Raw genomic sequence first — 18,059 nt, 5'->3', positions numbered from 1 at the left:
AATTAGGCCAAATTCGACCATATTCCCGTAAAATCAGCGATTTTGATAATTGTTCACATTGCCCTTTCTACAAGCCATTGTTCGATGAATTGTCATAATTGTTCAAGTGGTTCGTGATTTTTATCACTTACTTCATTATTTAAAAAGTTAAACTTCTCTTGTGGTGCTTTTACCCTTTGACGCTTTATTCCTATTTTCAGACCATTTATGTTCGCGAATGATAGCACTAATAACTTGCCTTCTGTAATAGCTAATCTACTGGAATAACCAAACGTGCAAAAAAGCCTAAGGCCACCGGCCTTAGGCTTTTTTTACTCGCTCTAGAAGGTTTATATCCCTGCTACTACAGAATTTCCTTACGAAGCTGTTCTGGCGATTTCGGAGACATCAGTCCAAACGGAATATCAAATACCGTTCTAGCTCCGATTTGTCCAGCTTGGGACAATCTGTATACTGCACGCGCATAAGCTACTAGTACGCTGGCTGTAAATTCAGGATTGCTGTCCAATTTAAGCGAGAATTCATAGATTTGCGTACTATTCTCACCCGTCTTACCGCTTCTAAGCACCATACCGCCATGAGGCATAGCCGAATGGTTCTTCTTCAACTCTTCTTCGCTAATAAAGTGTACGATCGTATCGTAATCCGCGAAGTAGTTCGGCATTTCCTTGATTTCGCTCTCGATTTTGGCCAAATCAGCGCCATCTTCAGCAACGACGAAGCACTCGCGTAGATGTTTCTCACGAGTCGACAATTCTGGACTCTCACCCTTGCGCACGCGCTCAACGGCAGCTTCCACAGGGATTGTATATTGAACTCCGTTCTTAACGCCGGCTACACGGCGGATCGCATCGGAGTGCCCCTGACTAACCCCTTTGCCCCAGAAAGTATATTCCTTACCTTCAGGCAATACGGATTGTGCAAGCAGACGATTAAGCGAGAACAAGCCCGGATCCCAACCAGTCGAGATCAAGCTCACATTTCCGCCCTTGGTTGCAGCATCATTAACATGGTCGAAATACCCCGGAATTTTCGCATGAGTATCGAAGCTGTCCACCGTATTAAACATAGCAGCGAATTCTGGTCCTTGCTGAGGAAGGTCGGTTGCAGATCCTCCACAAAGGATCAATACGTCGATGTCGCCCTTGTACTTCTCAACTTCAGAAATATGTACGACGCCATTTGCAGCCGCTACATCGTCTGGGTTTCTTCTTGAGAAAATGGCGCGCAACTCGATGTCCGGATTTTGTTTGATTGCTTTCTCTACACCGCGCCCTAAATTTCCGTATCCTACAATGCCTACTTTAATAGTCAATGTCACTAAACCTTCCTCCTTCAAATAATAGCTCTTCGTTTATTTTAGCTTACTCTTGTCCATTTTTAAATAATTAACATTAAAAGTAAGCGCTATTCCCTTCATTACAACTCGGATTTATTGAAATTTTCATATTTTAGACATACTTAGTACTGAATTTGCAAATTGAATAGCCCATTATAGCCATACTCATTCTTCAAAAATAATTTTAAAATAAAGATATGTTGTAACAAATGTCATTGCATTTATTTATAAGGTGGTATCTGATTGTGCGCATTTTCAAATCCATCGCTCATCGGTGGCTGCTTCCGCTTTTATTGATCGGAATCATCTCTGTCATCTACGATCCCGGACTGGCAGCTGCCCATGCGACCGTCACCTCTTCTTCCCCAGCGGCGAACGAGACTATAGCATCGCCTCCTAAGGAAGTCTCTATTACTTTCAATGAAGCGATTGAGCAAGCCTTCTACTCCATCATAGTTACAGGTCCGGATGGAAGTCGAGCCGATCAGGGCGACGTCGCCATTGATGCCGAGCATCCCGAGCGATTAGTCGCCAGCATGAAGACCGATTTACCGAACGGAATCTACACTATGAAATGGAAGGCTGTATCTAGCGATGGCCATGCGATAAGCGGAACGATTCCATTTGGGATCGGAACTAACGGGAGCGGGTACGCTGTGCATGCTCCAGCTGAAAATGACAATCCGCTGCCCCGTACAGGCTTGATGATCGTCCGCTGGCTGTTCTATATCGGGCTAAGCCTATGTATCGGGACCATACTCTTCCGTCTACTGCTGCTTCCCGCTGGAGCCCGAGGACTTCGCGGAAGCGACTTACTTGATCAACGTAGTCTGCTACTGCTATACACCGGGCTCGCATGCAGTGTAGTCGGCGTATTGTTCAGTCTGCCCAGCAGGCAGCCAGTGATGCGGGTGTCTCTTGGATCAAAGCCTGGGACCTCGATTTGCTACAGGAGACGCTTCGCTTCACGAGCTTCGGCCAAATCTGGACCTGGCAGGCCCTACAAGTCCTACTTCTCGCTGTATTCGTCATGGGACTGAGCTATGCTATTTCCGGAGCTAGGCAGGACAATCTGCATGACAATGGCATGTACCACCACCCAGATCCAGATAGACCTGCTTCCAGATTAATCGGACAGGAGTCTCTGTGGTCCTGGCTCGCACTTACCGCTTGTTTCGGCCTGATACTCGCCAAAGCATTCATCGGTCATGCCGCCACAGCCAGCCATAAGTTTCTGGCGATAAGCGCGGACTTTATTCATCTACTTGCTGCCGAGATATGGCTTGGAGGAATTCTATCGATTGCCTTCTTGTTACCGACACTTCGCAAACAGACGGAACAGACAGAGAGCTTTAAGCCGCTCTATTGGGGAACGATTCGCCGTTTTTCCCTGCTTGCCTCACTTTGCGTCTTACTGCTTCTGTTCACTGGGATCTATGGAGGGATTCTGCATATTCCAACCATACATGCGCTGTGGCATACCCCGTACGGGCTTGTCCTGTTGGCTAAATTTGCACTTATGCTCATTATGCTGGCCCTTGCCTTATCGGCGTTCCTTCGCGGGAGAAGACGCACCAGACCGCTTGGACGCAGCGTATGGTACGAATTCTGCCTCGGTGCTGTTGTACTCGTACTTGCCGCTATACTAGGAAATCTGCCTTCCGCCTCCTCCGCACCGGGACCGGCAGCTCTTCAGGCCACGACCGAGGGTGGATATCAGATTACACTGAATGTCAGTCCGAACCACTTAGGCGAGAATCATTTCAGTCTGAATGTTCAGGACTCCGATGGGGCCAAGCTCAACAATATTGAGCAGGTTACTCTCAGCCTAACTTCCAGAGAGATGGACATGGGAGTTATTCAGATTGAAATGCCTGGTTCTTCGCCTTTAGAAGCAGATGAGATGATTACGATGGGCGGAGAATGGAATGTACACATTCACATTCTGCTATCGACGCTTGATTCAATAGACCAAGATTTTACTCTAAAGAGTGGAAATTAATATAAAAGGAGAATTACGTATGAACAAAACTTTTTCTAGATTAACGACACTATTGTCAGCCGCTGCATTATTCTTTATCCTATTCGCAGGCAATGCCAGCGCCCATGTTACCGTATCGCCCAACAGTTCGGCGCCAGGCTCTTGGGAAACCTACAGTATCAAGATCCCGTCGGAAAAGGACCTCCCGACAACCAAAATCGCGCTGAAGGTTCCTGAAGGCTTCGATTTCAAGCAGTATCAGCCAGTTCCGGACTGGAAGGTGGAACTTACGAAGGACGAGTCCGGTAAGATCACTACTGTAACCTGGTCCGCTGAGAAGGATGGGATTGGCCCAGGAGAGTTCCAAAAATTTGAGTTCGTGGGCAAAAACCCGGATCATGAGGCGGATCTAGCCTGGAATGCTTTTCAATACTATAGCGATGGAAGCATCGTAGAATGGACTGGAGAGGAGGGCTCGGACACGCCCCACTCGATCACCAAGATCACTAATGAGACGCAGGCTGGAGGTACTGAGTCTCAGGGACATGACCATCATGACGTCTCTAATAATCCTGCCGACCAATCAGATGCCAATAGCACAGACAACAGTCAGAGCAACGCATCGCAGCAGACTGCCGATCCTGCCCAAGGTCAAGCCTCAGGCACATCTACAACCTCCATCATTCTGTCCATTGCGGCATTGATCATCTCCATCATCGCTTTATTCCTCACGCTGCGCAGAACTAAGCGATAAGCGTAATTTATACACAAAATGCACCTGTACAAGGGACTTCACTCCCCTAATCAGGTGCATTTTTTAGTGTATCGTATTCAAAAGCAATAATCCCTATTTGTTCAACGGCAATTGTGTACCATCCTTCGGCTGCTGCCCAGAAGACTTCCGTTCCGACTCAGCTCCGAACAAGCAGAGCAGGGCAAGAAGCATACCACCCGAGGCGCATACGAAAAGTGCAGAATAGCCAAATATATCGATGGCCCATCCTAATAACGGGGGCGAAGAAATGGCCGCCAGAGACGATACGAAATAATAGATCCCAGTTCGCGTACCAATGCTCTCCTCGCGGCCGGTCGAAATGACCCAAGGGTAAGAGTTAATGTTAATACATGCCCAGAAAAGACCACCAAAAATCAGAAGCACCCGTAGCCATAATACGGAGTCCACGAAGATCAGTGAACCAAAAATAAGGACTAGGCCGCTTACCCCGATCGAGATAATCCTTTTCTTCCCAAACTTGGCTCCAAGCCAGCCGCTCGGTAGAGCGAACAAGAGAAATGCAAGCGAGAAGAAGGTAAGTGAGAATGAAGCTTCGCTATTGGACATCCCAATATGCTTGGTACCATACAAGGTAAATAGAGCTTCAACCCCTTGATAAGCTACGAACCAGAAGAAGATCGCACCCAAGATGAACAGTGTCGTACGATTCAATTCCTCCTTAATCGAGATTGGACGGATCGGCTTTGCCGCTTCCTCTGTGCTTTGCAGCGTCACCGGCTCTCTGATAACCGCCTTTAGCACAAATAATGAGCCTAGCATGACAATTCCCGCGAATAGAAACGGCATATACGAGCTGATTCCGTACATCTTGGAACCGACGGCAAAAGCCAGCACCGAACCGAAACCGCCCATGAAATTAATAATTCCGTTCGCTTTTGTCCGGTTCTTCTCTTCTGTAATGTCAGGCATTAACGCTACCGTCGGGGAACGGAATAAGCTCATCGATAAATTCATTAACACCATGAACAATACCAATGTAATCAGACTATTATGCCAAGGGATTAATGTTACAAATACCGCGCCGAGCGGCATTCCAATCAACAGATATGGCATCCTGCGGCCATACCTAGTTTTTGTTTTATCACTGCGGTGACCGATCCATGGCTGTAGAAACATCGCAAAATAATTATCAATTGTCATCATAAACCCAATCATCGCGGTGCTCTTCAAATAGTTATCCAAGAACAACGGAACGAAGGCATTATAAAGTGCCCAGGTCAAACTGATGCTAAAAAAACCGAGTCCCAGCAGCCAAGTTTTCTTCATTCGTCACCTTCCTATTTAGAGGTTGCTTAAACACGTACTATTTTGATAATAGCTGTGCCAGCTTATCCGGGTAATCAGTAATAATCCCTGCTACCCCTGCTTGGATCATAGTCTTCATCATACTCTCTTCATTTACAGTAAACGGATGATATACAACTCCGTGCTTGGCCGCTTCAGCAACCAGCTCCGGTACTACTGCATACATGTAAGCATGCAGTGCATCAGCACCGATCCCCTTCGCATACTCCCAAGGCTCATACAGACCTTCACCATACAAAATGCCAGTACGAATATCCGGCGCGATCTGATGACATTCCCGCAAGGAATAGTGATTGAAGCTGGAAATAATCGTTCGATCCGCCATCCCATAGCGTCTGATCGTCTCGACCACTCTTTTCTCCAATTCAGGGTACTGTATGAGGCCGTTCTTCAGCTCGATGTTCACGACAATACCCTTGTCGCTTGCGAGCTCTAGCAATTGCTCCAGCGACGGTAGCCTCTCACCTGTAAAATCGGCATGGAACCAGCTCCCGGCGTCCAGCGTCTGGATCTCCTCCCAGGTCAAATCCTTCACCCACGCCTTCGTTCCCGTCGTCCGTTCCAGCGATTCGTCATGGATCAGTACGAGTCGGCCATCCTTTGTCATCTGTACGTCTGTCTCAATACCACTAGCACCGAGCTCCAGAGCACGAACAAATGAAGCCATTGTATTCTCAGGACAGTAAGCGGAAGCGCCACGATGGGCAAAATTTATCAGATTCATCACGTTGTATATCCTCCTTAGCCAAATCCCATTTTTTAAATAATATTATCCATAGACCTAGTATAATCCTGCAATGTTAAGCCTGTATTACGCATTTATTATTTACCTCCCGGTCTTGTGGCGAGCTTCGCAGCCCGACTAAGGTCTAGTTCATAAACCATCTTAAGCCCGTTATGCCGAGAGCCGAATCCTTATACAATGAGAACATAAGAAAACGACACACCCTCAAACAACTAAGCGACCAAGTGATTGAATTTTTTTAAAAATATGTTTCAAAAAGGTCGGTTTTCAGCACCGAGAAGGTTGGATGAAGCTAGGGACTGAGGAGCGGAGCGTACGTAGTTTGTACGTGAGCACCGGAAGGCCCGGCTGAATTCAAGATTCGATGCCGAACTACTCCTTGATTCACTTCGTGATCAAAAGCGGACTTTTTGAACTACCTTTATAAGAAAGTGAGTGTTGGAAAATGAAAAAATTATATCGTTCTGCAACAAACCGACAGGTGAGCGGACTTTGCGGAGGTATCGCAGAATGGCTCGGTGTTGACCCAACAGTGGTACGGCTAGTAGCTGTAGTAGCTGCCCTCTGCAGCTTCGGCAGTGTGATCGCCCTCTATCTGATCGCTACCCTGATCGTACCAAAGGAGCCGATTGGCGGCGCCGAGTACTTTGATCATTTCAGCAACTACTAATCACAACATACAAAATTCAAATTCAAAGGAGCAGATAACCATGAGTATATTTGATAGAATCTCCAACTTAACCAAAGCCACAGTCCACGAGGTATTGAACAAACTAGAGGATCCAATCCTCATGACTGGGCAATATTTGCGGAATATGGAAGATGGTATCCGTACTGCCGAAGAGAATATCAAAGGACAGCAAAGAGCAGCCGGCGTAGCAGAGAGAAAATTAAATGACGCTGTACAATCCGTAAAAGAATACGAGCTCCGCGCCCTCTCCGCACTTGAAGCAGGTGATGAGGCTGCAGCCCGTGAAGCAGCAATACTCAAGATCCAATTTGAGGATAAAGTCCAGCAGCACACCTTAGAAATGAACCAAGCGAAGGAACATGTTCTTGAACTGCAGCTGCAATTAAGCCAAGCGCAGGAAGAATATGCCCGTCTTAAGGAAAAGCGCAATGAATTGGCAGCCAGAACTCAAAAAGCCAAAGAACGCGCCGCAGTGCAGCAGCCCAATTTCAGCCGCGGTATCGAGAGCGGTGATGCGGCACGAGGGTTTGAACGGATGGAAGAGAAGATATTGGAGTGGGAGACGGACCTCGACCTTTCGTTCAATTCCCGAGGCGTTCATGCCGATGCTTCGAACGTAGCTAATTCTCCGGCAGTAAATGAAGAACTAGATCGTTTGAAAGAACAGCTGGCCAAGCGCAATTCCTAAGCGGTTTATTATACAAAGGGCTGCTGGACAACGAGAGTCTGATTCGTTGGCTCAGCAGCCCTGATATTATACATAATTTGTAAGGGTAGATAGACACAGCATTCATTTGGCAACCTCCCTCCCACACTCGCCATACACAAAATGAAGAACAAACTTGGACTATCCCCTCCTTCTCTTTATAACATTTTGTTCTGACAATCCGTTTTATAAGAGTCATTACTTACTGAGAAAAAATTATGCAAACAAGAGGAATCGTTCGATGAAAAATTTATTATTGCTCGAATATAAAATGCTTTATAAAAATAACGGCTGGCTTGTAATCGGAGGCGCCGTATTATTAGCTGCATTACTGAGCAACCCTGTACTCCCTATCAACCTGGCAGGGAATCAGGCGGTTTCTTTGTTCACGCATCATTTAAGAACGCTTATTCTTTGCTCAATGCCATTATCGATGGCCCTAATTTTGAAAGAACACAAAGGAAAGCTGTCACAACATATATTATTCTCGCAACCAATCCGACTTCACAACATCGCATTAGGGAAATGGCTAGCTATCATAACCTCCTATTTTTTCTGTTCCCTGGTCAGCTTAGTCTTATACTCAGTTAGTCCATTACTTGTTGGGCATTCCCCTTACGATGTAATGGGGCTCTTGTCTGCTTTTGTCAGGGACGATGTACCTGCTGTTCTAATTGTTTCCCTGTTCAGCGGGATTTTATATATTTTGCTTCGCAGCAAGATTGTCTCTTATGTTGGAACGCTCTTGATCGCACACTATGTTCCGGCCATGTTCCATCTCACCTTGCTAGCGTCAATGGCCTTCATACTGCTCTTAGCAATCTATGTGGTGCTATATTCTGTATCTTTAAATAAGGATCAATCAAGCTTCGATAACAAGAAGACAAGCAGAAGAAAAGTCAGAAAGATATGCTCTTCATACCATAAAGCGATCCTGCTTCAAGGATCTGCGCCCGTCATTACAGTGATGCTATTCCTCTGCATGTACGCGTTCATCTCGAAAGACCATGCTTTCTGGTCGATTTTTCAATATATTATGGTGCTGCTGCCTAGCTGCATATTAATCCCTATACATTCAGAGGTATATGGAAATAAGCGGGCCGGATACATTTATACGAGCAATACACCAAGATATAAAATTATGCTCGAACGTTTTGCCTTCGGCACACTAGTATCTGAATCATTGATTACCTTGATGTATATGGCGGCATTTCTGTTCGGTCTGGAAAATGGTATTGGCAGATTGTTGATCCTCTACAGCTCAAGCTTGCTCCTAGCAGTGGTTGGACTGACCGCCGCTAATATCACTAGAAATAGTATGACCGGTTATATCGCCTCATTACTGCTATGGGGTGCGGCATTAATAGAGGGTACGAATTTTGAAGGTGAGTTATGGACGATTGTTTTGATCATTATCGCTGCAGTGCTGTTTATTCTAAATGTATCCGCCATGAAAGGCAGAAATCCATAGATCGATCGAACCCTGTCTAAGGAGGTAACAATGAGTACACTAGAAGTTGTAAATGTATATAAATCCTTCAGGAAGAATGAAGTGCTTAAGGACATTAATTTCAAGGCTGATAATGGCATAGTGGGTATCCTGGGGTATCATGGGTCCGGCAAAACGGTATTAATGAATTTAATCTCCGGATTAACGAAGCCAACACAAGGGAAGATCCTCATCAACGGGCTGGATACCGTAGAGAAGTCTATGAAGGTCAAAGAACAGGTAGGATATCTCCCTCAGGATTTCAGTCTGTATGATGAGCTTAACGCTTACGAAATGCTGGGCTATATTAGCAAGCTCAACAAAATAGGTACCCGGCAACAGATTGATGAACGCATGGATGAGGTACTGGAACTGGTCAACCTTAAGGGAGCCGCCTATCGAAAAATCGGTTCTTATTCACCGGGAATGCGGAGAAGGCTGGGGATTGCCCTCGTCTTGATCAAGGATCCAGACATCATTCTCGTCGATGAACCGACAACCGGCCTTGACCCTCTGGAGCAGATTCGTTTCAGAGCCTTGCTGGCTTCTCTAGGTGAGCGTAAGCTGATACTGCTGTCTACCCATAATGTAGACGATATTGCGGCTGCATGTGATCAACTCGTCTTCATCAAAAATAAAACCGTAGAATTCCATGGGACGCCTCATGAATGGCTGGGAGGCATCCAAAGCCGTATTGCGGAAGCTGTAATAACAGACCGCCACCAATTAAACACATTGACCCGGGAATATAAAGTGATCTCCATGAAGCAAGTGGAAGGCGGAGTTCATGTCAGACTGATCCTCAGATCCGCCGAACCATATTTTTCCTACACATTAGTAGAGACAGAGTTGGAAGACGCCTTGGTTTATTACTCGTGAGTTGAGCCTTTAAATATCTAACGAAACTACGGATCGTTATTTTCGTAAAAAGAGCCGAAAAATAAATCTAACGAAACTACAGATCGCTATTTACGGGGAAAATAGGTTTTTTGCCCCTAATTTGCTTCAATAGCGATACCTAGCTTCGTTAGAATTTTCAGCGGCTCTTTTCGGTCTAAATAACGATACCCAGTTTCGTTAAAAAGAGCCATCCCTTAGCAACATTGCTGCCGGGATGGCTCTAATTATTAATGAACTAATGCAAATTCAGCTTGATAGCTAGGTTAGGACGGCTTACTTATGCCCCTTCCCTTCCTTGAACAACTCACCGATCGCTCCAAGGCTTCCGAGCGTCTCGACCGCGTTGGATGGGATGAATACTTTATTGGCTGGGCCTTTCGCAACTTCCTTCAACGCTTCAAACGATTGATATGCAAGAACTTGCTCGGTCAATGCGGCATCGCGCAGCAATTGGATCCGCGTGTTCTCCGCTTCTGCTACGACCTGGATCGCTTTCGCGCGCCCTTGTCCTTCCAGCTCCTGCGCCTGACGCAAGCCTTCCGCCTCACGAATCCGCGCTTCCTTATCACCTTCAGCTTTCAGGATCTTACTCTGCTTATCCCCTTCAGCACGAAGAATCATATCTTGCTTCGCAGCTTCCGCTTCAAGGACGATGGCCCGTTTGCTCCGCTCGGCCTTCATTTGTTTGTCCATCGCTTCTTGGATATCAAGCGGCGGCTTAATGTCGATAACTTCAACGCGCTCGATCCGCACGCCCCACTTCTCTGTAGCTTCGTCCAAGGCGATACGAATTTCTGTAGAGATTTTCTCCCGTCCGGACAGCGTCTCGTCTAGCTCCAGCTTACCGATGATTTGACGCATCGTCGCTGTAGAAATATTTCTTACCCCATATACATAATCCGAGATTCCGTAGGTTGCCTGCTCCGGCCCTACAACTTGATAGAAGATAATCGTGTCGATTTGCACCTGCACGTTATCCTTGGTAATAACCGTCTGCGGTGGCACATTAGCCTGTTGAATACGCAGATCATGAAAAATCCGAACCTGATCGATCACCGGAATCAAAATATTAAGACCCGGCGTTAGCAGGCGATTGAACTTCCCGAGGCGTTCTACAACACCCACGCGTTGCTGTGGTACGATCTTAACAGTGAGTGAGATAAATACAACAACAACTAGAATAATAACAAGTATAAATATCCATTCCCAGTTCATTAAGCGAAATCCTCCCATCTTTCTACCTCAATAATTGTACTGCTTCGCTTCAGCACCCGAACAAGTTCATCCTTCTTCAGAGAACGAACTGATGTCGCACTCCAGGTGTCTCCGCCAACCTTCACGATGCCAAACTGTCCTTCATCAATAGGTTCAACAACAACTCCCTGTTTCCCTACCAGTTCTGTACCGGCATCCTCATACCCCTTGGATGAATTGCGGAATTTTCGCGATAATGGCTTTGTAAAGATCGTAAGTACAATAGCCACCACGCAGCCTGCTATAACTTGCAGGATATAAGCATCTGGAGCTATCCAGGCGACAACCGCTGCGACTACTGCACCAAGGCATAACCAGAGCAAGTAGAATGTCAGCGTCATCATTTCAAATACGAGTAATACTCCTGCGGCAATTAACCAAAGCACCCATGCATCCATTCTGCCAGATGCACCACCTTTCCGCGTATTAATACTATTATATACGAGAATAGCGGCAAAGCGTCTCAATAATTTGAAAAGATTTACTGATAGTATACAGTGAATGTCAAATTTACAGTAAGAATGTTGGAAATTGTTTCTCTAACCCCGAAATATTCGCAACTCTCCCGAAAGACAGTAACAACTAGTATAAGCATACGTATTAGATCTGCAGCATAGAACGTTGAATACTTCCCTACATCGCCTTGAACCCAAAAAGTACCGAAGGATCTCCCATCTATATAGAAGGGAGCATTCTCGACTATGGACTTAAAAGCTCTGCAACCGTATGAAAGGTGTAACATAGTTTGTAATGGTTGCCACAGAGGTTAACCACAGCAGAATAACAGGTTTAACAAACTAACGGTTGTCATCGACGCTATTTCAGAAATATCGTTAGATTTTTCGTTAAAATACCGAAATAACCTCAGGGACAACCGTTAAAAATAAAAACAGAGCAAAAACAGCGAATTAACCACGATAGCAACCGTTAGAACGTAATCAGTAAGTTACAGCAACAAGAGGCACATTAGATCGCGATCAGAAACACCAGAACAAGCACAAAGGAGCGCTAGATCGAAATCAGTCACATGCATGCCTCTGGATTCGAGCCCCGAATCGCTGTAGAACAAACCGCGAACCCCAAGCATACACGCACCTTAAAATAAAGGCGGCAGCCTCTATCATCATTGAAGATGATCCGAGGCTACCGCCTTATAATTTACAGTTTATGCTTGCACAATATCTAATTCTACATTTTGGTTGAACACTTCTTTATCATTTTCGCCAAGCACCTTGCCGGTCACAACCCCAGCTACGATAGAATCGTTGACGTTCAGGGCGGTACGGCCCATGTCGATCAACGGTTCAACGGAGATCAACAGACCTGCAAGACCTACTGGCAAGTTCATCGTCGACAGTACGATCAGCGAAGCGAAGGTGGCTCCACCGCCCACGCCTGGCAACACCGAACGAACTGATCACTACGACAAGGATCAAGGTAATAATGAAATCCCAACTCATCGGATTAATACCTACCGTTGGTGCGATCATAACCGCCAGCATCGCCGGATAAATCCCGGCACATCCATTCTGCCCGATCATCGATCCGAACGAAGCCGACAGGTTCGCAACACCCTCAGGCACGCCTAGACGCTTCGTCTGTGTCTCCACATTCAACGGAATAGTAGCAACACTGGAGCGAGATGTGAACGCGAAGATCAGTGTTGGAACTACCTTTCTCACATATTGAATCGGATTGTATCCGAAGAGTGCGAGTATAATAAGATGAATGATGAACATAACGATCAGTGCTACATAGGAAGCGGCGACGAACTTGATCAGCTTAAGGATCTCCTCCGGATTCGTCGTCGCCACCACATTGGTGATAGCGCCAGAATCCCGTAAGGCGTCAGCCTCAGCACTAAGGTTACGATTCTCATAACGACGGCATATACAGCCTCAACGATTTTACGGAAGGTCTCCGCTTGTTCCGGCTTCTTACGGTCTAATCCAAGTACTGCAACCCCGATAAATGCGGAGAAAATAACGACAGCCATCGTCGAAGTACTACGTGTACCCGCCATATCCGCAAACGGATTTGTCGGAATGAAATCAAGCACATATTGCGGAATCGTCTTACCGGCCACATCGCCGACTTTCTCTTCAAGCTTCGCTCCGCGCTCCTGCTCCTTCTGACCAGATTCAATCTGAATCGCCTTTAGATCGAAGCTAAGGCTAGTTACGATACTTACTGTCGCAGCAATTGCTGTTGTTATCAGCAATGTAGCGATAATAATGGCGGTCATCTTGCCCAAATTCTGCTTGCCCTTCAATTTCATAATCGCCGAGATGATCGACACCATAATCAGCGGGATAACGACCATTTGCAATAAGCCGACATAACCCCGACCGACAAGATTGAACCAATCCGACGATTTAGACAATACATCAGAGCTGGAAGTATAGATTGCCTGTAATATAACCCCAAATACGAGCCCCAATCCAAGACCGGTAAATACTCGCTTTGTAAAAGAAATATGCTTCTTCTGCATCCAGAGCAACAGCCCAATTAATGCAAGCATAACGACAACGTTAAGAATTACTTGAAAGGTTTCCACTTCTGTCTCTCCCCTCAACTGTCATATCAAATGACCTTGTTGAATTATTAATGTCGCTATAATATCACAATCTCGAGTAAATGGGTAGGATTAATTTAAGATTACTTTTCTTCAGTAAGTGTCTTCCTTATCTTCCACAAATTCTAGTTGATTCATACTGTGGTAAAATGGAAAAGAACGTATGTTAATCATCTCCATTTTAATGATAGGAGAAAATCATGTTAGAGATCTATATGACCCCTTTACATCCAAATATGAATACGACTCATGTCGAAAATCTACTAGGTCGACTACCTGAGCAAAGACAAGCAAGGATACGTAAATTTACCCACCAGGAGGATGCCCATCGATCGCTAGTGGCTGAAGCTCTTTCTAGGTGGCTAATTTGCGATCAACTCGGGATCGTGAATCACGACCTTCAAATCGTGCGGAATAGTTATGGGAAGCCCTTAGTTCAAGGCCTGTCCAATTTGTATTTCAACAATTCTCATTCCGGTCAATGGGTAGTCTGCGCCATCTCAGATGCCCCTATAGGCGTAGATATAGAAAAAATCAGCGACATTGATCTCCAAATTGCCGAACATTTCTTCTCAGAACAAGAATTACTTGATCTAAATAATCAACAGCCCGAAGCAAGAGCTTCTTATTTCTTCGAGCTATGGACTTTAAAGGAGAGCTATATCAAAGCCGAAGGTCAAGGACTGTCCCTACCTTTATCCTCCTTTACCATACGCAAGCAGGAGAATCATATCGGGCTCTACACGGACATTCACTTCAAAAGCTGCTTCTTTAAGCAATATTCGCTGGATTGTTTATATAAAATGGCTGTTTGCGCTCAAACTCCAAACTTTCCAGAGCAGCCTTTGATCATTGAGTTCCCAGAGCTATATCAAAGGTTTATGAGCGTAGCAACCACTTAACTCGTATATTAGAGTGAACGGGTCTCCTACGAAATGTAAACCAACTCCATAAGAAATCCACACTTGTGCAAACGTTTGAATTGGATTACTATTTAGACATATAACTTCGTTTCCAAGGAAAGGAATGTATGTCATGTCGCTACGCCAATCTTCACATCGTCTACCATCCGCTTTAATTGTAAGCGTTATCTTGACTGTGCTTCTACTTGCAGGCTGCAGCTCTGATTCGAGCAAAAATATCTCCGCTATCAACAGTGGAACTCCCGCAGCGAATACCTCGGATCCCAGCGAAATAGCTAATTCCGCCAATCTCCCGGCTAATTCATCGAAAGAAGTCACGGCAATAGATACTCAGCCTTCCACTGTCTATTACGAAATATTCGTGCGTTCCTTCTATGATTCCAATGGGGACGGATCGGTGATTTCAAAGGACTGACCAAGAAGCTGGATTATATCAAAGATTTGGGGATTGAAGGCATTTGGTTGATGCCGATTAATCCGTCCCCAAGCTATCACGGTTATGATGTGACAGATTACCGGAGTATCAATCCGGATTACGGTACGATGGAAGACTTCAAGCAATTCCTTGAAGAAGCACATAAGCGTGGGATAAAAGTCATCATGGATCTAGTCGTGAACCATACTAGTACGCAGCACCCGTGGTTTATAGATTCAGCGAGCAGCACAGATAGCAAATACCGTAATTGGTACACCTGGGCAGGCAGCCAGAATCTCAAAACAAGCGGTTCAAGTGCCGCCGGAAGTGGAAATCCCTGGCATCCCCTAAATGGAGATGACTATCTCGGCATCTTCTCGGAGGGCATGCCCGACTTGAACTTCGATAACCCGGATGTCCGAGCAGAAATAGAAGATATCGGCCGTTTCTGGCTGGAACAAGGCATCGATGGCTTTAGACTTGATGCAGCCAAGCACATTTATGAGAATCTTATAACCGATAAAAGCCAGGCTACCACCGATAAGAACGTGAAATGGTGGCAGGAATTCCGGCAAAGTCTAGAACAAGTTAAACCCGATGTTTATCTCGTCGGAGAAATTTGGGATCCATCAGCAGGGCTTATTTCATTTTATTTGGATAACGCACTAGATTCCGGCTTCAACTTCAGCTTATCGGAAACTTTGATCAGTATGGCCAACAAGGAAAAAGACAGTAATCTAGCCTTTACCCTGGCAAGAACCTATAAACTATATAGTGAGAAATCCGGCGGAAAATTTGTCGATGCTACCTTCCTGACCAATCATGACCTCAATCGGGTGATGACCCAATTGGACGGAAATTTGAATCATGCAAAAATGGCCGCAGGTCTACTTTTAACCATTCCGGGTAATCCGTTCATTTATTATGGTGAGGAGATCGGCATGCTTGGCGCCAAACCGGATGAGAGCATCCGTGAGCCTATGCAGTGGTATAAAGGCGGTAGCGGAGATGGACAAACGACCTGGGAACAGACGAACTTCAATACTGGACAGGAAGGAACAAGCGTTGAGGAGCAATTAGCCGATGCAGGCTCTCTCTCTCGTACTATCGCAAATTGATACAAATGAGGAGTAGCATTCCGGCGTTAAAGAATGGAGCAATTAGCGAATATGACGTAGAGACGACAGGCATCGCCGCTTATCTTCGCCAAACGGAGCAGCAAACCGTATTAGTTGTCCATAACCTAACTGCGAATCAGCAGACCGTTGATCTTACGGCAAAAGAAACAGCTTATGGCTTCGCAAAGATCCTGGATTCTACGAAGGAAGGAGCCTCGCTCGAAGCCGGCAAGCTGATTATTCCAGGTTATACTACGTTAGTCCTTGAATAACACAAATACGGCCCGGACGGATTGATACTATAACGGATATAGATGCAACCTGAATGCCCCTTTCGGGGCATTCAGGCTGTTTAAGCCTTCTCTAACGAAACTGGGTATCGCTATTTAGGCCAAAAAGGGCTGCTGAAAATTGTAACGAAACTGGGTATCGCTATTTAAGTAAATTAGTGCCTTAAAGCATTGATTTCTCTCAAATAGCGATCTGTAGTTTCATTAGATTTTATTTGACCCTGTTTTTGAAGAAATAACGATCTGTAGTTTCGTTACAGATTAAAAGATCTTCGGCTCTTCTATATGAGCACAGGCTGCCCACCATTTATCCGCGATTGCTCGGCGGCAAATGCAATCAGGTGGCTTTGCAAAGAGGCCGTCGCTGATGTCAGACCATAAGCTGGCTCATCCTCAAAGGCATGAACGTGCTTAATAAATGAGCTAATCAGGCGCTCATCTCCTCCTCCATGACCATCGCCATTGATACTGCACTCGATTTCAACCTTCTCACCTGTTGCGTAACGATATAATGTGAATTTGCCTTCATCCATATCTCCGATAATCTCCCCACGGGTCCCCATGAGTTGTAGCCGTCTCGTACCGCTCTTTGTTAATCCGGACATGATGAAGGAAGCATTCGCACCATTCGCAAATTCCATATTTACGATCTGATGGTCAACGACATTGTTGTCGCAGCGATATACGCAGCGGCCAAACGGTCCTTCTTTTATCGCCTTAAGTATCCCTTGCTGCGATAAATCGTCTGTCATATAACGAGCCCACGGATGTTCAGGCGGCTGGATATACATCTTCATCGCCGAGAAAGGGCATTCCTTCTCCACCGCACACAAATCGATACAGCGATCTGTGGAGCCTTCAGGAGCATTTTCTCTTCTAAAGTGAAGCAACGAACCATAAGAACTGACACTGGTGCATTTCTCTTCCATCAGCCATGAGATGAGATCCAGGTCGTGACAGGACTTGGCAAGAATCATCGGACTGGACTCCTCTGAATTTCTCCAATTGCCTCGCACATAGCTATGAGCCATATGAAGATAACCCACATTCTCAGTCAGCTGTATCGTAGCTACAGTCCCTAGCTCCCCGTCATCGATACAACGCTTAATTCCCGACCAGAACGGCGCATAGCGCAGCACATGGCTCACGATAAGCAATCTTTGATATTGTTGAGAGGCTCGCTCAAGCTGGATACATTCTTCCTTCGATGGAGACATCGGCTTCTCCAGCAAGACATGATACCCCAGAGCCATCGCCTTCATGGCCGGTTCATAATGCTCACGATCCAAAGTGCTGATGATCATGACGTCGGCAAGCTTTCCATGCTCAAATACCTTCTCCCAAGTATCAAACACATATGGAGAGGCAATCTGATGAATACTGGCAAATTGCTCCCGTCGTTCTGCATTCGGTTCAGCGACGGCAACAAATTGAAGCTCATTCGGAAATTTCTCTGCATAAGGACCGTATATGAAACGCCCTCTGCTCCCAGCACCCAGTAAGACAGCTGTTATCGTCTTCACTTCTATTCC

Annotated in this window: 17 protein-coding genes and 1 pseudogene; 11 read left to right on the top strand and 7 right to left on the bottom strand. The window is 45.8% G+C overall.

Translation table 11 applies throughout. The features are described 5' to 3' along the window. Window positions 1–343 precede the first annotated feature (343 nt). Window positions 344–1,321 carry a diaminopimelate dehydrogenase gene (locus RE628_RS02685; RefSeq protein WP_309157281.1) on the bottom strand — a complete coding sequence of 326 codons (978 nt, stop codon included), beginning with the start codon at window positions 1,319–1,321 and terminating at the stop codon, window positions 344–346. Between the two features lie 263 nt (window positions 1,322–1,584). Here RE628_RS02685 and RE628_RS02680 point away from each other — a divergent pair, with 263 nt between their 5' ends. From RE628_RS02680 to RE628_RS02670, 3 genes are read left to right on the top strand one after another with little or no spacing between them, the layout of a single operon-like run. Then, window positions 1,585–2,379 carry a copper resistance CopC family protein gene (locus RE628_RS02680; protein WP_309157279.1) on the top strand — a complete coding sequence of 265 codons (795 nt, stop codon included), beginning with the start codon at window positions 1,585–1,587 and terminating at the stop codon, window positions 2,377–2,379. Continuing rightward, window positions 2,370–3,341 (top strand): copper resistance D family protein, encoded by a 972-nt coding sequence (locus RE628_RS02675; protein WP_309157278.1) that lies wholly within the window; start codon window positions 2,370–2,372, stop codon window positions 3,339–3,341. Before RE628_RS02680 ends, RE628_RS02675 begins: the two co-directional genes overlap by 10 nt. Window positions 3,342–3,360: 19 nt before the next feature. Beyond that, window positions 3,361–4,074, top strand: a complete 714-nt coding sequence (locus RE628_RS02670) for a YcnI family copper-binding membrane protein (RefSeq protein ID WP_309157277.1) — start codon at window positions 3,361–3,363, stop codon at window positions 4,072–4,074. Window positions 4,075–4,167: 93 nt separating this feature from the next. Here RE628_RS02670 and RE628_RS02665 read toward each other — a convergent pair whose 3' ends face one another. Together RE628_RS02665 and RE628_RS02660 are read right to left on the bottom strand one after the other, a co-directional pair. Then, the gene (locus RE628_RS02665) at window positions 4,168–5,382 is read right to left on the bottom strand and encodes an SLC45 family MFS transporter (RefSeq protein WP_309157276.1); all 1,215 of its coding nucleotides are present in this window, start codon (window positions 5,380–5,382) and stop codon (window positions 4,168–4,170) included. Window positions 5,383–5,419: 37 nt separating this feature from the next. After that, window positions 5,420–6,148, bottom strand: a complete 729-nt coding sequence (locus RE628_RS02660; protein WP_309157275.1) for a glycerophosphodiester phosphodiesterase — start codon at window positions 6,146–6,148, stop codon at window positions 5,420–5,422. Window positions 6,149–6,611: 463 nt separating this feature from the next. Here RE628_RS02660 and RE628_RS02655 point away from each other — a divergent pair, with 463 nt between their 5' ends. From RE628_RS02655 to RE628_RS02640, 4 genes are all read left to right on the top strand, one after another. After that, window positions 6,612–6,836: a PspC domain-containing protein gene (locus tag RE628_RS02655; protein WP_309157274.1), complete on the top strand. Its 225-nt coding sequence runs from the start codon at window positions 6,612–6,614 to the stop codon at window positions 6,834–6,836. A 40-nt stretch (window positions 6,837–6,876) separates the two neighbouring features. Further along, window positions 6,877–7,545 carry a PspA/IM30 family protein gene (locus tag RE628_RS02650; protein WP_309157273.1) on the top strand — a complete coding sequence of 223 codons (669 nt, stop codon included), beginning with the start codon at window positions 6,877–6,879 and terminating at the stop codon, window positions 7,543–7,545. Window positions 7,546–7,804: 259 nt separating this feature from the next. Then, complete coding sequence (locus RE628_RS02645; protein WP_309157272.1) at window positions 7,805–9,034, top strand: hypothetical protein; 1,230 nt, start codon at window positions 7,805–7,807, stop codon at window positions 9,032–9,034. A 30-nt stretch (window positions 9,035–9,064) separates the two neighbouring features. After that, on the top strand, window positions 9,065–9,931 hold the full coding sequence (locus RE628_RS02640) for an ATP-binding cassette domain-containing protein (protein ID WP_309157271.1): 867 nt from the start codon (window positions 9,065–9,067) through the stop codon (window positions 9,929–9,931). Between the two features lie 294 nt (window positions 9,932–10,225). On the opposite strand, the gene RE628_RS02635 is transcribed toward RE628_RS02640, so the two are convergent. The 3 genes and pseudogenes from RE628_RS02635 to RE628_RS02625 all read right to left on the bottom strand — a co-directional run bounded on the left by RE628_RS02635 (window position 10,226) and on the right by RE628_RS02625 (window position 13,763). After that, window positions 10,226–11,167 (bottom strand): SPFH domain-containing protein, encoded by a 942-nt coding sequence (locus RE628_RS02635; RefSeq protein ID WP_309157270.1) that lies wholly within the window; start codon window positions 11,165–11,167, stop codon window positions 10,226–10,228. Next, window positions 11,167–11,604 carry an NfeD family protein gene (locus tag RE628_RS02630; protein WP_309157269.1) on the bottom strand — a complete coding sequence of 146 codons (438 nt, stop codon included), beginning with the start codon at window positions 11,602–11,604 and terminating at the stop codon, window positions 11,167–11,169. Before RE628_RS02630 ends, RE628_RS02635 begins: the two co-directional genes overlap by 1 nt. Before the next feature lie 767 nt (window positions 11,605–12,371). Continuing rightward, window positions 12,372–13,763: pseudogene (locus tag RE628_RS02625) on the bottom strand (L-cystine transporter). Between the two features lie 218 nt (window positions 13,764–13,981). Between RE628_RS02625 and RE628_RS02620 the strand changes: the two are divergent. The 4 genes from RE628_RS02620 to RE628_RS02605 all read left to right on the top strand — a co-directional run bounded on the left by RE628_RS02620 (window position 13,982) and on the right by RE628_RS02605 (window position 16,509). Next, window positions 13,982–14,683: a 4'-phosphopantetheinyl transferase family protein gene (locus RE628_RS02620; RefSeq protein ID WP_309157267.1), complete on the top strand. Its 702-nt coding sequence runs from the start codon at window positions 13,982–13,984 to the stop codon at window positions 14,681–14,683. Window positions 14,684–14,816: 133 nt separating this feature from the next. Next, window positions 14,817–15,119 carry a hypothetical protein gene (locus tag RE628_RS02615; RefSeq protein ID WP_309157266.1) on the top strand — a complete coding sequence of 101 codons (303 nt, stop codon included), beginning with the start codon at window positions 14,817–14,819 and terminating at the stop codon, window positions 15,117–15,119. Window positions 15,120–15,145: 26 nt separating this feature from the next. After that, window positions 15,146–16,237 (top strand): alpha-amylase family glycosyl hydrolase, encoded by a 1,092-nt coding sequence (locus RE628_RS02610; protein WP_309157265.1) that lies wholly within the window; start codon window positions 15,146–15,148, stop codon window positions 16,235–16,237. Between the two features lie 5 nt (window positions 16,238–16,242). Continuing rightward, a complete protein-coding gene (locus RE628_RS02605) occupies window positions 16,243–16,509 on the top strand; it encodes an alpha-glucosidase C-terminal domain-containing protein (RefSeq protein ID WP_309157264.1) in 267 nt (88 codons plus the stop codon). A gap of 299 nt (window positions 16,510–16,808) precedes the next feature. On the opposite strand, the gene RE628_RS02600 is transcribed toward RE628_RS02605, so the two are convergent. Then, a complete protein-coding gene (locus RE628_RS02600; protein WP_309157263.1) occupies window positions 16,809–18,050 on the bottom strand; it encodes a Gfo/Idh/MocA family protein in 1,242 nt (413 codons plus the stop codon). Window positions 18,051–18,059: the final 9 nt, after the last annotated feature.

It is taken from the genome of Paenibacillus sp. D2_2, assembly GCF_031199965.1.
In the GTDB taxonomy this organism is placed as follows: Bacteria; Bacillota; Bacilli; order Paenibacillales; family Paenibacillaceae; genus Fontibacillus.
The sequence above is the reverse complement of the archived record's forward strand: the minus strand, read 5'-3'. Positions and strand labels throughout refer to the sequence as shown.